A 15441-nucleotide genomic window follows, 5' to 3' on the forward strand; every position below is an offset into this window, starting at 1 on the left:
CCCGCACCGTGTCCTCCACCCCCGTCACGCCCGCCGCACCCGTCACCCCCGACGTGCCGCACCGTCCCCGTACGCGTCCCCCCACCCGCCCCCGCCGTCTCGGTCCCAGCGACCGGATCTTCCTGACCGTCGCCATCGGCATCCCGCTCGCCGCCCTGCTCTTCTTCGTCTGGCTGCCCGCGCTGGCCTCCCTGGGGCTGTCCTTCACCACCTGGGACGGCATCGACCTGGCCGACATCCACTGGATCGGCCTGGACAACTACCGGCAGATCTTCACCAACTACCCGCCGTTCTGGCCCGCGGTGCGGCACAACGTGATCTGGCTGCTGTTCACGGCCCTGCTGCCGACACCGTTCGGCATCTTCCTCGCCTACCAGCTCGACCGGAAGATCCGTTTCACCCGGATCTACCAGACCGCGATCTTCCTGCCGATGGTCCTCTCCCTGGCCGTCGTCGGCTTCATCTGGGAGATCATCTACAACCCCGACACCGGACTCCTCAACGGCCTGCTGAGCGCGGCCGGTTCGAGTCACCACATCGACTGGCTCGGCAACGCCGACCTCAATCTGTGGGCCGTCCTCGTCGCCTCGGGGTGGCGGCACACCGGGTACATCATGATCCTCTACCTGGCCGGCCTGAAGGGCTTCGACCCGGCGCTCAAGGAGGCCGCGGCGCTCGACGGCGCCAACGGCCGGCAGACCTTCCTGCGCGTCGTGTTCCCCGCCATGAAACCGGTCAACATCATCATCCTGGTCGTCACGGTCATGGAGTCCCTGCGGGCCTTCGACATCGTCTACGTCCTCGGCGGTGGCGTCGGCAGCAAACCCGGCATGGAACTGCTCTCGCTGCTCATCACCGACAACATCATCGGTGAGTCCAGCCACATCGGTTACGGCTCCGCCCTCGCGGTCGTCCTGCTCCTGGTCTCCCTCGCCGCCATCGGGACCTTCCTCGTCCAGACCTTCCGCAAGGAGGACCGGTGACCACGACCATGACGCGGCCGGGCGCCGGGACCACGGCCCCGCACGAGCCGCCGGGGACCGGCAAGGGGCCCCGCCGCCAGACCGGCCGCCACGTGATGCTCGCCGGCATCGCCCTGCTCTGGCTCGTCCCGCTGCTCTGGGCCGTCTACACCTCGCTGCGGCCGTACTCGGACACCGCGAAGCACGGCTACCTGTCGTGGCCGCGCAGTCTGAGCCTCGGCAACTTCACGGACGCCTGGCAGCAGTCCGGGATGCCGCACTTCTTCTGGAACTCCGTCCTCATCACCGTCCCCGCGGTCCTGGGCACGCTGCTGTTCTCGGCGGCGGTCGCCTTCTTCGTCTCCCGCTTCGACTTCCGCTGGAACATCGTCCTGCTGATGCTGTTCACCGCGGGCAACCTGCTCCCGGCGCAGGTCCTCATCACTCCCCTCTACCGCCTCTACCTCCTCGTCCCGCTGCCGGAGTGGATGAGCGACTCGCTGCTGCTCTACAACTCGGTGTGGGGCATCATCGCCATCCACATCGCCTACCAGTCGGGGTTCTGCACCTTCGTCCTCAGCAACTACATGAAGACGATCCCCAAGGAGATCTCCGAGGCGGCGCTCGTGGACGGCGCCCCGGTGTGGCGACAGTTCTTCCAGATCGTCCTGCCGCTGTGCCGCCCCGCGTTCGCGGCCCTGGCGACCCTCGAATCGATCTGGATCTACAACGACTTCTTCTGGCCGCTCGCGCTGATCGAGACCGGTGACAAGCGCCCCGTCACCTCCGCCCTGGCCAACCTGCAGGGCCAGTACTTCACCAATCCCAACCTCATCGCGGCCGGCGCCCTGATGACCGCGATCCCCACGCTGCTGGTGTACTTCGCGCTCCAGCGCCAGTTCATCAGCGGACTCACCATCGGCTCGGGCAAGGGCTGAGCCGCCCCACCCTGAACCCACTCCCAGGAGGCACGACCCATGCGGTCATCCTCGTACCCCGTCCTGCCCACACGCGTCCTGAGAGGCATGGTCGTCCTCGCCCTCACCGCGGGCATCGCGACCACCGCACCGGCCGCGCACGCCGGCCCGGCAGCCGCCGGCCACGCCCCCGCCAAGGCGGCGCCCTCCGTGGCCGCCAAGCCCTACATGGGCTGGTCGAGTTGGAGCATGCAGTCGTCGAAGTACCCGGGCCTCAACCCGGACGGCGACTACAGCTACCTCACCGAGGCGAACGTCCTGAAGCAGACGGACGCCCTGGCCGCCAAGCTCAAGAAGTACGGCTACGACCACGTCAACATCGACGCCGGCTGGTGGATGGACAAGAGCTGGAAGACCGGCTTCGACCAGTACGGCCGGCAGACCCCCGACCCCGTTCGCTTCCCGCACGGCATGAAGTCGGTCGCCGACCACATCCACTCCAAGGGCCTCAAGGCCGGCATCTACCTGCCGGTCGGTCTGGAGAAGGGGGCCTACGGAGACGGCAAGGTCCCGGTCTGGAACGCCCCGGGCTGTACGACCGTCGACGTCGTCTACTCGGACCTGCGCACCACCAACGGCTGGGACAACGCCTACAAGCTGGACTTCGACAACCCGTGTGCGCAGAAGTACATCGACTCGCAGGCCCAGCAGTTCGCCGACTGGGGCTACGACTTCCTCAAGCTGGACGGAGTCGGTCCGGGGTCGTTCAAGTCCGGTGACAACTACAACAACGTCGCCGACGTCGCCGCCTGGCAGAAGGCCATCGCCACCGCCGGGCGCCCGATCCACCTCGAACTCTCCTGGTCGCTCGACATCGGGCACGCCGCCGACTGGAAGCAGTACTCCAACGGCTGGCGCATCGACACGGATGTCGAGTGCTACTGCAACACCCTGGTCACCTGGGAGAACTCGGTCAACGACCGGTGGGACGACGCGCCGGCGTGGAGCCGCAAGGCGGCCCCGGGCGGTTGGAACGACCTGGACGCCATCGACGTCGGCAACGGCGAGATGGACGGCCTCACCAAGGCCGAGCGGCAGAGCTACATGACCCTGTGGGCCATCAACAAGTCCCCGCTGTTCACCGGTGACGACATCACCAAGCTGGACAGCTACGGCGTCTCCCTGCTGACCAACAAGGAGGTCATCGCCGTCGACCAGAACGACTCGCCCGTCGCGCGTCCGGTCACCCCGGTCGGCGACCAGCAGGTCTGGGGGGCCAAGAACCCCGACGGCAGCTACACCGTCGCCCTGTTCAACCTCGGCGACTCGCCGGCCTCCGTCACCGCGGACTGGGCGTCCTTCGGATTCAGCGGGAACGCCTCGGTGCGCGACCTGTGGAACAAGGCGGACCTCGGGACCCACAAGAACAAGATCACCGAGGCGCTGCCGGCCCACGGCTCGCGGCTGTTCACCGTCAAGCCCGGTGGCAGCTCGCTCACGACCACGAGCTACGAGGCCGAGGCGACCGCCAACACCCTGTCGGGCAACGCCTCCGTCGCCGGATGCGACGCCTGCTCCGGCGGCAAGAAGGTCGGCAACCTGTACACCGGCGGCAAGGTGCGGATCAACGACGTCACCGTGAAGAAGGACGGGATCTACACCGTCAAGGTGGCCTACGTCAGCGGCGACCCCCGCTCGGTGACCGTCCTGTCCAACAGCGGCAACGGCACCAGTCTGAAGTTCCCGTCCACGGGTGACTGGGGTACGGCCGAGACCGTCAGTGTGCAGCTGGCCCTGAAGGCGGGCTCCAACACCATCACCTTCGACAGCGGCAGCGGATACGCACCCGACATCGACAGGATCGTCGTTCCGCAGTCCGTCTGACCGGCTTCCCGCGGGGCCCGGTGACACGCCCCGGGCCCCGCGGGGACCAGCCCGACGTCGACGGTCCGCAGCCGTCGTTCCCGCACGAGCCGTTCTCGGATTTGGAGTGCACCACCGTGGACATCCAGCACACCGAACCACGCGACAACACGCCCAGTCGCAGGGGCTTTCTCGCCCTCGCCGCCGCTGCCGGCGCCGCCACCGCTCTCGGAGCGCTGCCCGCCTTCACCGCCTCGGCGGCTCCCCGGCGTCCCACCGAGTCACCTCTGCTGTCCCCGGCCGACGCCGCGCGGAACCAGCTGTGGTGGCAGGCTCCCGGCTCCGCCCACTCGATGATCGAGCAGGGACTGCCGGTGGGGAACGGACGCCTCGGGGCGCTCGTGAGCAACGACCCGGCCGACGAACTTCTGATGATCACCGACGCCACGCTGTGGACCGGTCATCTCAACGACAAGCTGCAGAGCGACGGCCAGTTCCCCTACGGGCGCGACGACTTCGGCTCCCTGACCATGCTGGCCAGGCTCGACGTGACCATCCCGGACCACGACCTGGGCAGCGTCGACAACTACCGTCGCACCCTCGACCTGGCCCAGGGCCTGGTCACCACCTCCTACGACGTCGCGGGCGTGACCTACCGGCGGGAGATCTTCGCCAGCCGCCCCGACGACGCCATCGTCCTGTACTTCTCCCAGCGGGGCGGCGGGTCCTACACCGGTACCGTCTCCCTCGCCGGCACCCACGGCGAGTCCACCACCGCCAACAGCGCCGGACGCTACGCGTCGTTCGGAGCCTCCCTCGCCAACGGCCTCAAGTACGGCGCCGCCGTCACCGCGTACAGCGGCACGGGCCGGGTCCGCGTCGACGGTACGTCGATCGCCTTCAACGGCTGCAAGGACCTCACGGTCGTCGTCAGCGGCGGCACCGACTACGCGCCCGACGCGGCCAGGAAGTTCCGCGACCCGTCCGTGGCCCCGGAGCGTCTCGCCAGGACCAAGGTCCTGAACGCGGCGGGCCACTCGGCGAGCACCCTGCTCCACACCCATGTCGCGGACTTCCGGGACGTGTTCGGGCAGCTGGACATCAACCTGGGTACGTCGTCCACCGCGCAGCGCGAACTGGACACCTGGGAGCGGATACAGGCACGCCACCGGGACGATGTCCCGGACCCGGAACTGGAGGCCGCCTACCTGCAGTTCGGCCGCTACCTGATGATCTCCGGATCGCGCGGCAGTCTGCCGATGGGCCTTCAGGGCCCCTGGCTGGACGGCAACGACCCGGACTGGATGGCCGACTACCACACCGACATCAACATCCAGATGAACTACTGGATGGCCGACCGGGCGGGTCTGTCCGACTGCTTCGACGCCCTCACGGACTACTGCCTCGCGCAGCTGTCCTCGTGGACGGACGTCACCCAGCGGCTGTTCAACGACCCGTCCAACCGCTACCGGAACTCCAGTGGGAAGATCGCGGGCTGGACCGTGGCCATCTCCACCAACCCGTACGGCGGGGGCGGCTGGTGGTGGCATCCGGCGGGCAACGCCTGGCTCTGCCAGAGCCTGTTCGAGCACTACGAGTATACTCAGGACCGTACCTACCTGAAGAAGATCTACCCGCTCCTCAAGGGCGCCGTGGAGTTCTGGGAGGCCCGTCTCGTCACCACGACCGTCACCGATGCGTCCGGCGCGTCGCGTGAGGTTCTGGTCGCCGACAGCGACTGGTCGCCCGAGCAGGGTCCGCTGGACGCCAAGGGCATCACCTACGCCCAGGAACTCGTGTGGAACCTCTTCGGCAACTTCCGCACCGCGACCGAGGTACTCGCCAGGGACGCCGCCTACAGCAGGGCCGTCGGCGGTCTCCGTGAGCGTCTGTACCTGCCCGTGGTCAGTCCCAAGACCGGCTGGCTGGAGGAGTGGATGTCGCCCGACAATCTCGGCGAGACCACGCACCGGCACCTCTCCCCGCTCATCGGGCTCTTCCCCGGCGACCGGATCCGTCCGGACGACTCCACGCCCAAGGACATCGTCGCCGGCGCGACCGCTCTCCTCACCGCGCGGGGGATGAACAGCTTCGGCTGGGCCAACGCATGGCGCAGTCTGTGCTGGGCGCGCCTCAAGGACGCGGAGAAGGCGTACCAGCTCGTCGTCAACAACCTCAGGCCGTCGTCGGACGGCAGCAACGGCACCGCGATGAACCTCTTCGACATCTACGAGGTCGAGCAGGGCCGCGGCATCTTCCAGATCGAGGCGAACTTCGGCACCCCGGCCGCGATCGTGGAGATGCTGGTCTACTCGCGCCCCGGTCACGTCGAGCTGCTGCCCGCTCTGCCCGCCGCCTGGTCGGCATCCGGCTCGGTGGCCGGTGTGGGTGTCCGCGGAGGCTTCGTCGTCGACCTCGCCTGGAAGAACGGCAAGGTCACCCGGGTGACGCTGAAGAGCGTCGGCGGCCGTGCCACCACGGTCGTCGCGGGCGGCACCGCACGGAAGATCACGCTCACACCGGGTGAGTCCGTCACGCTCCGGAACCTCGGATGAGCGCCGCCGCGTACCGCCGCCGCGCGGTGGGCGTCTTCTCGGCCCTCGTCCTGGCCCTGTGCGGACCCCTGGCCGCTTCGTCGACGGCGCAGGCGCGGCAGATGACCCAGCCGCCGGCGAAGGTTCCGACGACGGTGGCGCACCCTGCCGCCGCCAAGGGCGGACACTCCGTCGTCACCTGGGGCGCCAGCGCCGACCGGCAGGGTGCGGGGCCCGCCGACCGCAGCTACCGCCTGATCGTGCGGACCAGCGTCGGCGGCAGCGATCTGCGGATCCGGCTGTCCAACGCCTTCGGCGAGCACCCGGTCACCTTCGCCAGCGCGTACGCCGGGCTGCGCAGGCAGGGTGCGGAGCTGGTCCACGGCTCCAACCGGCGGCTCTCCTTCAACGGCGGAGCCCCGTCCGTGACCGTCCCCGCCGGACAGGTGGTGCTGAGCGATCCGCTGCCCGGGAAGCTGGCCGCCCGGAGCGACCTGGTCATCAGTCTGTACGTGACGGGCGCCGAGGGACCGACGACCGGTCACGGCATGGCCATGCAGACCAACTACGCGACCGCGGGCGACCACGCCGCGGAGGAGGGTGCGGCCAACTGGACCGACCCGATGGGCTCCTGGTACTGGCTGGACGCCGTCGACGTGGAGACGCCCTCGGCGGTCGGCTCGGTGGTGACCCTGGGTGACTCCATCACCGACGGATGGGCCTCGACCACGGACGGCAACCGCCGCTGGCCGGACTACCTCTCCCAGCGGTTGCAGGCGGCGTCCGGCATCCCCGTGAAGGGAGTGGCGAACGAGGGGATCTCGGGCAACAAGGTGCTCGCGGACGGTGCCGGACAGGCCGCGCTGAACCGGCTCGACCGTGATGTGCTCTCCCAGCCCGGCGTGCGGACGGTGTTCCTGTTCGAAGGGATCAATGACATCAAGGCCCACACCGGCGTCACGGTGGACGACATGATCGCCGGCTACCGCCAGATCATCGACCGCGCGCACGCGGCGGGCAAGTGTGTCGTCGGAGCGACCGTCATGCCGTTCAAGGACTGGTCCGAGTACGACACCGCCTCCGAGGCGGTGCGGCAGGGCGTCAACGAGTGGATCAGGACCAGCGGCGCGCTCGACGGCGTGACGGACTTCGACAGGATCACCCGCAGTCCCTACGACCCGCAGCGCATCCTGCCCTTCTTCGACGGCGGCGACCACCTGCACCCCAACGACAAGGGGATGCAGGCGATGGCCGACGCGGTCGACCTCGGGAGCCTGACCGCCTGCTGAGAGCGGGCCCCCGGGACACGGTCAGGGGTAGGAGACCACCGTGGACGGCACGGTGGAGGTCCCCGAGGTGGGCGACCCGGTGTCGTTGACGACCCGCTCGTACTGCCCGTTGCCGCCCAGCGAGACGACCAGGAGGTTGTGGAACTTCACCCCCGGTTTGTTCGGTGCCGCGAACCCGTGGTGCTGGACGATCGTCGGATCGACGTTGTAGTAGCAGTAGCTGCCCAGGCCCCATCCCTCGTGGGTGGTCACGGAGTCGGCGACCTTGTAGGCCGCGTACCCCTTGATCCCGCCGTTCTGGATGGCGGCCTGGTTCGGCGCGTCGTACGCCTTCTCGTTCTGGAAGAAGATCGTGCGTCCGCGCTCGCCGTACCACTGGACGTCGTACTTGTTGAAGTGCTCGACGAACAGGCCGGTGGCCAGGACGTCGGCGCCGTTGACGCGGATGCCGTAGTCGGCCCGGTTGGTCTCCCAGCCGACGCCGGTGCCGTGGTCGGCGCGCCAGACCCAGGTGTGGTCGATGATCGTGTGACGGCTGTTGATGACCATGCTGGTGGTGGCCTTCCCGGCGCCCGCGCCACCGATCCGGACGAAGACGTCCTGCACGGTGGTCGGGTTGGCGGAGTGGTCCGCCGAGGCCCCGGCCGGCCCGACCTCCAGGAGGGTGGACGAGTTGACGGGTCCGGCGTCGATCAGGAAGCCGGCCAGTCGCACCCCGTCGACGTCCGCCGTCCGGAGGGCGGTGACGCCGTTGTCCGGGATCAGGGTGGCGTAACCGAGGCCCAGGACGACGGTGCCCGCCCGGTTGACCTGGATCGGCTGGTCGAGGTGGTAGATCCCGGGCGTCAGCAGCAGATGGAGGCCCTGGGTGAGCGCGGCGTTCAGGGTGGCGGCGGAGACGCCGGGTTTGGCCACGTAGAACTGGGTGAGCGGCAGCGAGGTGCCGCGCGGGGTTCCGTTGCCCCAGGTGGTGCCGCGCGCGTTGGTGCGCTTCTCCGGCAGGAAGACGCGGTACTCACTGCCGTTCAGATAGAGGAACGGCTTCTCCCGGGAGACCGGTGTGGTGTCGAGCGTGGTGTACGGCGGGTTCGGGAAGGACTGCGCGGGCGCGCCCTGGACGCCGGAGAACACCATGTTCCAGACGGCGTTGGCCCAGCCGCCCACCGAACTGTCGCGGGTGTACCACTGCTGCTGCGAGTACGGTCCGACCGAGCCGTCGACGCGGCTGTCGGCGATGTAGCCGCCGCTGGCCCAGCCGTAGCCGCTGGGCGCCAGATTGAGGCCGCCCTTGACGTGCATCCGACGGAAGGGGGCGGCTTGCGCGACCGCCCACCGGTTGGTGCCGTTGACCGGACTGAGGGCGAGGTTCTCCGCCGAGCGCCAGAAGTTCTGGGTCGCGTTGCCGTTGAACCAACCGGCGTCGACGGTCACGTCGCCATTGATGGCCGTGTCGTCCGGGGACAGTCCGAGGCCCGCGATCGAGGTGTAGAAGCCGAGCTGGGCGTTGAGTCCGTTGTAGGTGCCCGGCTTGAACAGCAGCGCGAAGCGTCCCGTGCCGAACTGGGCCGACTCCTGCTGCCGGAAGACCTGGTCCAGCCTGGACTGGATCCCGGCGGTGGAAGGGTCGAAGACGATCACGTTGGGGCCGAGGTCGCCGCCGCCCGGCAGGGCCTGCGGCCGCACGGGCGAGGCGGGGGCGGCGGATGCCGGCGAGGACAGTCCGAGCAGTCCGGGAGCGGCGGCAGCGGCGGCCATCGCGCCGAGTACGGAACGCCGTGCCACCGGCGACCGGCCCGAGTCGTGGTCCTCTGTGGGGGTTGAAGGCATGGGGGCGACTCTCCTGGTTCAGGAAGTGAACGGTGGGAGGTACGGGGAGCGCTCTCTTGCCGATGCATGCTTCATCCAGGTGAACGACGCGTCAAGAGTTGTGACCCGAGTCCCGGATGTTGTTGCGGAGTGAACGGTCAACTCGGCCCGCAAGTGCGGTAGTTCGTCATCCTATGAACTCCCTCTGGCAGGTGTTCCGAGTCGTGCTTGCGTTCAAGAGGTGCGCGAAGGGCCGGGAGTGATCCTCCGTCCCTTTCCCTTGACACTCCTGTGTCACCGCCACAACACTCCTGGCTGGGAGAGCGCTCTCCCGTGCATTCCGGCACATGTGATGGTCCGTCACGCGGGCGACCGCGGCAGCACCGTGCACCCCACGCCGCTCACGGCCGCCCGACCCCCACCGCCCCCATCGACGTGGCAGGAGGGTCTCCATGGCACGGAGATCGAAGATCGTCTCAGGAATCCTGATGTCCAGTGCGCTGCTGGTGACGTCACTCGGCCTGGCCGGAGTGGCGATGAGCGCCGACCCGGTCGCTGGCGCGCAGGTGTCCACCGTCGGAGCGGCGTCCGTCCACACGGGTCACGCGATGCCCGCGTCGACGCTCTCCTCGCCGGAGGATCCGGACGGTGACGGGTACATCCCCGCCGATCCGCCCGTGACCGGCGTCGTCCCGTCCAAGGCGGAGCCGACGCACCGCTACTTCCACGAGTTCCAGGCGAACTGTTCGGTGTCCCACACCCGGCCCGACGACCCGATCGTCTACCCGGGCCAGCCCGGCAAGTCGCACGACCACACCTTCATGGGCAACACCACGACGAACGCGGCCAGCACCACCGCCTCGCTCGGCGCCGGTGGCACCACCTGCAAGGCTCCCGGTGACAGGTCGGCCTACTGGATGCCGACCCTGCTCAAGGGCAGCACACCGGTGCTGCCGGTGGGTCCCCAGGTCATCTACTACAAGGCGGGCGTCACCGACTACACCAGCGTGCGCCCCTTCCCGAAGGGGTTGCGCTACGTCGTCGGCAACCCCATGCAGTCGGCGGCAGACTTCCGCAACCACCACGGATTCGTGGAGGGATGGGAGTGCGGCGACAGCTTCTTCAACGTCGACTTCCCGCAGCAGTGCCCGAACCGGGCCGACGTCCAGCTCAACATCCGTTTCCAGGCCCCCAGTTGCTGGGACGGCAAGTACCTGGACACCCCCAATCACCAGAGCCACATGGCCTATCCGGTGGTCAACCCCGGCACGAACAACAACATCTGCCCGGACGACCACCCCGTCGCCCTGCCGATGATCGAGTTCAAGATGGCCTTCCCGGTGAACGGTGACATGTCGCAGGTGAGGCTCGCGAGCGGCGCGGGCTACTCCTTCCACTACGACTTCTTCAACGCGTGGGAGGCCCCGACGCTCAAGGCGCTCGTCGACCACTGCGTCGTCGGCGGACTCCAGTGCGACGCCCGCGGCTACGACCAGACCCACCCGGAGGCCGGCGCGGCACTCGACGAGAACTACCGGCTCCCCTGAACGGAACGCGCTCCGCCGGTCCGGGCCCCACCCCGGGCCGGCGGGATCATCCCCCTCACCCGCACACCGGACGGACACCCATGACCGGATCCCGAACCACCCGGCGCTGTATCGCGGCGCCCGTCACCGCGGGCCTGCTCGCCGCGGGGGCCCTCGCCCTGCCGTCCCACCCCGCGCAGGCGGCCGCCGGCGTCGTCAGGGTCACCGGCTCGCAGGGCAACTGGCAACTGACCGTCGACGGAAGCCCGTACCAGATCAAGGGCCTCACCTGGGGGCCGTCCACCGCCGACGCCGGGCGCTACCTGCCCGACCTGAAGTCGATGGGCGTCAACACCGTCCGCACCTGGGGCACCGACGCCTCCAGCAAGCCGCTCTTCGACGCGGCGGCCGCCCAGGGCATCAAGGTGATCGCCGGCTTCTGGCTGCAGCCGGGCGGCGGCCCCGGCAGCGGCGGCTGCGTGAACTACCTGACGGACACCGCCTACAAGAACCAGGTGCTCAACGAGTTCCCCCAGTGGGCCGCCACCTACAAGGACAACCCCGGCGTCCTGATGTGGAACGTCGGCAACGAGTCCGTGCTCGGACTGCAGAACTGCTACGGCGGCGACGAACTGGAGCGCCAGCGCGACGCCTACACCACGCTCGTCAACGACATCACCAAGAAGATCCACGCGGTCGACCCCAACCACCCGGTCACCTCCACCGACGCGTGGACCGGCGCGTGGCCCTACTACAAGAAGAACGCGCCCGACCTCGACCTGTACGCGGTGAACGCCTACAACGCCGTCTGCGACGTGAAGTCGGCCTGGCAGCAGGGCGGTTACACCAAGCCCTACATCATCACCGAGACCGGCCCGGCGGGCGAGTGGGAGGTACCGGACGACGCCAACGGAGTCCCCGCAGAACCCACCGACCTCGCCAAGGCCGACGGATACACCCGTGCCTGGAACTGCGTCACCGGACACAGGGGAGTCGCGCTCGGCGCCACGATGTTCCACTACGGCACCGAGTACGACTTCGGCGGCATCTGGTTCAACCTGCTGCCCGCGGGCGAGAAGAGGCTGTCGTACTACGCGGTGAAGAGGGCTTACGGCGCGGACACCTCCCACGACAACACCCCGCCCGTCATCTCCGACCTGGCCGTCGAGGGCGGCGCGGCCAAGGTGCCCGCCGGGGGTGACCTCACCCTCTCGGTGAAGGCCACGGACCCTGACGGCGACCCGATCACGTACGAAGTCCTGGACAACAGCAACTACATCGACCAGAGCAAGCAGTTGATCCCGCTGACCTCCACCGACCTCGGCGGCGGCCGGCTCCGGGTGACCGCACCGGACCGGCCCGGCGTCTGGAAGATCTACGTCAAGGCCAAGGACGGCAAGGGCAACGTCGGTGTCGAGTCCCGCTCCGTACGGGTGGTGCCGCCCGTACCCGGCGGGACGAACGTCGCCCTCGGCAAGCCGGCCACCGCGTCCTCGTCCCAGGCCGGCGGCGGTGACTGCCCCTGCACCGCCGCGGGCGCCGACGACGGCAACCTCACCACCCGCTGGGCCAGCGACTGGAGCGACCCCCAGTGGCTCCGCGTCGACCTCGGCACCCGCACCTCGTTCCGGCACGTACAACTGGTGTGGGAGACCTCGTACGCCAAGGCATACACCGTCCAGACGTCGGACGACGGACAGAACTGGACGACCGTGCGCTCGGTCACCGACGGCAACGGCGGCGTCGATGACCTCGACGTCGCGGGCACCGGCCGCTATGTGCGTGTCAACGGCACCGCCCGCGGCACCGGATGGGGCTACTCCCTCTACGAGTTCGGTGTCTACCGCTGATTCGGGGCTCGATGGGAGAGCGCTCTATCCCGGCGCAGTACGCGGCGGTTAGGGTGCGGGGCATGAGCAGACAGGCCCCCACGCTGGAGGATGTCGCGCGGGAGGCCGGGGTCTCCCGCGCGACGGTTTCCCGGGTCATCAACGGCGTCCGCAACGTCGATCCCGGCATTCAGGAAGTGGTGCGCCAGGCGGTCGAGCGGACCGGATACGCCCCCAACCGGGCCGCCAGATCACTGGTGACCCGGCGGACCCAGACGGTCGCGCTGATCGTCTCCGGCGCGGGCGACACCTCGGACGGCGAGCAGAGCGCCTTCACCGCACGGGTGTTCGCGGACCCGTTCTTCGGACGGGTCGTCGCCGGTGTGGTGGGTTATCTGCGGCCACGATCGATGCATCCGCTGCTGATGTTCGCCGAATCGCCCGAAGCCAGACAGCAGGTGCTGTCGGACCTGCGGCAGGGCAGCGCGGACGGCGCCCTCGTCGTCTCCACCCACGCCGACGACCCGATGCCCGCGCTGCTCGCCGACGCCGGCGTGCCCGCCGTCCTCTTCGCCCGGCCGTCGCGGCCCGTCCCGCTGAGTTACGTCGACCTCGCGCACCGGGACGGCGCGCGACAGGCCGCCGAGCATCTGCTGAGGCGGGGCTGCCGACGGATCGTCACCGTCACGGGACCGCTGCGGGTGGGCGCGAGCCAGGACCGGCTCGCCGGGTTCCGCGACACGATGGCGCGCAGCGGGCATCCGTACGTGCCGGTCGCCGAGGGCGGGTTCACCCTCGACAGCGGAATGGCCGCCATGTCCGGACTGCTGGCCGAACACCCGGACGTGGACGGGGTGTTCGCCGCCAACGACCTGATGGCCCAGGGTGCCTGCCAGGTGCTGCGGGAGCGGGGGAGAAGGGTGCCGGACGACGTCGCGGTCGTCGGCTTCGACGACTCCAGCGTGGCGGCGACCTGCAGGCCGGCGCTGACCACCGTGCGCCAGCCGGTCGAGGAGATGGCCTCGACGATGGCCGGTCTCCTCGACGAGCACATCCAGGGCCTGCGCACCGACCCCACCTCGGTGATCTTCGACCCGGAACTCGTGGTGAGAGAGTCCGCGTAGGCACCCCTTCCCGCCCGCGCGCACGACGCGCGACGCCGCATGGCCGTGCCCGACGGAGCGCTCCGGCCCCGCCCGCGCCGCGCGTCGCCGATGATGACGGACACTGGAGCGTCAGGTTGCGGAGCGAGCCGGCAGGACGACCGGCCGGCGGCGGGAAGGCAGGCGAATGACCCACCCGATCACCGTGGGCGTGGACGGATCACCCGAGAGCGGGGCCGCGGCGGCGTGGGCGGGCAGGGAAGCCGTCCGCCGCGGCGTGCCCCTGCGCGTGATGTCCGCGTGGCACTGGCCGCCCCACGGCATGCTGGACGGCGCCGGCCCCGACCGGGACGATCAGGCCCGCTGGGCCCGGGAGATGGTCCGCGACGTCGCCCGTACGGTCGCCGACGCCCACCCGGACCTGCCGGTCTCCGACGAGGTGGTGGTGGGTCCGGCCGTGGACGCCCTGGTCGCCGAGGCGGCCGGTGCCCGCGCGCTGGTACTGGGTTCGCGCGGGCACGGCGCCGTCGTGGGGTTCCTGCTCGGTTCGGTCGGGCAGCAGGTGATCGCCGAGGCCGGCTGCCCCGTCGTGCTGGTGCGCGCCGACGACCGGGCGGCGCCCGAGGCGGCGGGCCGGGAGATCGTCGTGGGTCAGCAGGGCGAGCCCGACGACAGCGCGGCGGCCCTGGAGTTCGCGTTCGAGACGGCGGCGGCCCGAGGCGCCGGGGTGCGCGCGGTACGTGCCTGGAGTCTGCCGCCGGTGTTCGCCTACAGCCCGGGTTCACTGAGACTGCTGGACGAGGCCGGCGGTCTGGAACCGTACGAGACGAAGGCCCTCGCCGAGGCGTTGCGGCCGTGGCGTGAGCGGTTTCCCGGCGTGCCCGTCACCCCGCACGTCGAGATGGGGAGCGCGGGTCAGGTCCTCCTCGCGCAGACCGCCCGCGCCCAGTTGATCGTCGTTGGACGCCGGGCGCACCGCTCCGCGCTGGGCTCACGGATCGGTTCGGTCGCGCACGCGGTGCTCCACCACGCTCCGTGTCCGGTGGCGGTGGTCCCGCACTCCTGAGCCCAGGGCGGGCGCGAGATCCACTCCCGCCCGGCCGTGCCGCCTTGTCGTACTGCCTGGCCGTGCTGCCTCGCCGTGCCGACGGTCGGTGCCACGGCGAGGCGGTCGGCGGCTACTCGTTCTCGGCCCTGGACATCCGCAGAGCGAGGTCCTGGAGCAGATCGGCGGTCTTGATGTCGGTCTGTCCGGAGTCGTGGACGTCGGCGAGCTCCGAGAAGAGGAAAGCGAAGGCACCCACGAGGGAGATCGTGGCGGGCAGATAGGCGTCCGCGACGGCCTGTCCGGCCTCCGCGGGCCCGGCGTCGGCGGGCACCTCGACACGGGGGAAGACCTCGGTGACGAGCGCACCGAGTTGCGTCTCGGTCGATTCGGCCTCGGCGTCCTCGTCCTGGGCGATCCTGCGGACCATCGCGTTGGTCTCGGTGAGCACGCCGATGGCGCGCAGGATGATCTCCGTCTGTTCCATGCCGAGAGCCTAGACGGGCGAAGCCGCGCTGTGGCCTCGATGTTCGTGCCGCGATGATAGACAGTGGCCATGAACGACCA

General features: G+C 69.6%; 11 protein-coding genes. 9 read left to right on the forward strand and 2 right to left on the reverse strand.

Annotation, left to right across the window (positions count from 1 at the left end; all coding sequences use genetic code 11):
• Positions 1-8: 8 nt before the first annotated feature.
• The 5 genes from ACFVTC_RS04135 (at position 9) to ACFVTC_RS04155 (ending at position 7565) form a co-directional block, all read left to right on the forward strand.
• Positions 9-983: a carbohydrate ABC transporter permease gene (locus tag ACFVTC_RS04135; protein WP_390123668.1), complete on the forward strand. Its 975-nt coding sequence runs from the start codon at positions 9-11 to the stop codon at positions 981-983.
• Positions 984-991: 8 nt separating this feature from the next.
• Positions 992-1900, forward strand: a complete 909-nt coding sequence (locus ACFVTC_RS04140) for a carbohydrate ABC transporter permease (RefSeq protein ID WP_390123779.1) — start codon at positions 992-994, stop codon at positions 1898-1900.
• Positions 1901-1939: 39 nt separating this feature from the next.
• Complete coding sequence (locus ACFVTC_RS04145; protein ID WP_390123670.1) at positions 1940-3763, forward strand: alpha-galactosidase D; 1824 nt, start codon at positions 1940-1942, stop codon at positions 3761-3763.
• Positions 3764-3879: 116 nt separating this feature from the next.
• Complete coding sequence (locus ACFVTC_RS04150; RefSeq protein WP_390123672.1) at positions 3880-6297, forward strand: glycoside hydrolase N-terminal domain-containing protein; 2418 nt, start codon at positions 3880-3882, stop codon at positions 6295-6297.
• Positions 6294-7565 carry an SGNH/GDSL hydrolase family protein gene (locus ACFVTC_RS04155; RefSeq protein WP_390123674.1) on the forward strand — a complete coding sequence of 424 codons (1272 nt, stop codon included), beginning with the start codon at positions 6294-6296 and terminating at the stop codon, positions 7563-7565. The genes ACFVTC_RS04150 and ACFVTC_RS04155 overlap by 4 nt, the downstream gene beginning before the upstream one ends.
• Before the next feature lie 21 nt (positions 7566-7586).
• Here the strand turns inward: ACFVTC_RS04155 and ACFVTC_RS04160 are convergent, their stop codons facing one another.
• Positions 7587-9392, reverse strand: a complete 1806-nt coding sequence (locus ACFVTC_RS04160) for a coagulation factor 5/8 type domain-containing protein (RefSeq protein ID WP_390123676.1) — start codon at positions 9390-9392, stop codon at positions 7587-7589.
• 431 nt (positions 9393-9823) lie between these two features.
• Between ACFVTC_RS04160 and ACFVTC_RS04165 the strand changes: the two genes are divergently transcribed.
• The 4 genes from ACFVTC_RS04165 (at position 9824) to ACFVTC_RS04180 (ending at position 14895) form a co-directional block, all read left to right on the forward strand.
• Positions 9824-10918: a DUF1996 domain-containing protein gene (locus ACFVTC_RS04165; protein WP_390123677.1), complete on the forward strand. Its 1095-nt coding sequence runs from the start codon at positions 9824-9826 to the stop codon at positions 10916-10918.
• An 80-nt stretch (positions 10919-10998) separates the two neighbouring features.
• Positions 10999-12747: a discoidin domain-containing protein gene (locus tag ACFVTC_RS04170; protein WP_390123679.1), complete on the forward strand. Its 1749-nt coding sequence runs from the start codon at positions 10999-11001 to the stop codon at positions 12745-12747.
• A gap of 62 nt (positions 12748-12809) precedes the next feature.
• The gene (locus ACFVTC_RS04175; RefSeq protein WP_390123680.1) at positions 12810-13850 is read left to right on the forward strand and encodes a LacI family DNA-binding transcriptional regulator; all 1041 of its coding nucleotides are present in this window, start codon (positions 12810-12812) and stop codon (positions 13848-13850) included.
• A gap of 166 nt (positions 13851-14016) precedes the next feature.
• A complete protein-coding gene (locus ACFVTC_RS04180; RefSeq protein ID WP_390123682.1) occupies positions 14017-14895 on the forward strand; it encodes a universal stress protein in 879 nt (292 codons plus the stop codon).
• Positions 14896-15007: 112 nt separating this feature from the next.
• Here the strand turns inward: ACFVTC_RS04180 and ACFVTC_RS04185 are convergent, their stop codons facing one another.
• Positions 15008-15361, reverse strand: coding sequence for a hypothetical protein (locus tag ACFVTC_RS04185; RefSeq protein WP_168526116.1), 354 nt, complete (start codon positions 15359-15361; stop codon positions 15008-15010).
• Positions 15362-15441: the final 80 nt, after the last annotated feature.

This window comes from Streptomyces sp. NPDC057950 (genome assembly GCF_042887295.1).
Lineage (GTDB): Bacteria > Actinomycetota > Actinomycetes > Streptomycetales > Streptomycetaceae > Streptomyces > Streptomyces kaempferi.

Coding starts and splice junctions, on each gene's coding strand:
- ACFVTC_RS04140 (WP_390123779.1), top strand. CDS start 992: ATGACGCGGCCGGGCGCCGGGACCACGGCCCCGCACGAGCCGCCGGGG.
- ACFVTC_RS04175 (WP_390123680.1), top strand. CDS start 12,810: ATGAGCAGACAGGCCCCCACGCTGGAGGATGTCGCGCGGGAGGCCGGG.
- ACFVTC_RS04155 (WP_390123674.1), top strand. CDS start 6,294: ATGAGCGCCGCCGCGTACCGCCGCCGCGCGGTGGGCGTCTTCTCGGCC.
- ACFVTC_RS04180 (WP_390123682.1), top strand. CDS start 14,017: ATGACCCACCCGATCACCGTGGGCGTGGACGGATCACCCGAGAGCGGG.
- ACFVTC_RS04160 (WP_390123676.1), bottom strand. CDS start 9,392: ATGCCTTCAACCCCCACAGAGGACCACGACTCGGGCCGGTCGCCGGTG.
- ACFVTC_RS04185 (WP_168526116.1), bottom strand. CDS start 15,361: ATGGAACAGACGGAGATCATCCTGCGCGCCATCGGCGTGCTCACCGAG.
- ACFVTC_RS04145 (WP_390123670.1), top strand. CDS start 1,940: ATGCGGTCATCCTCGTACCCCGTCCTGCCCACACGCGTCCTGAGAGGC.
- ACFVTC_RS04165 (WP_390123677.1), top strand. CDS start 9,824: ATGGCACGGAGATCGAAGATCGTCTCAGGAATCCTGATGTCCAGTGCG.
- ACFVTC_RS04170 (WP_390123679.1), top strand. CDS start 10,999: ATGACCGGATCCCGAACCACCCGGCGCTGTATCGCGGCGCCCGTCACC.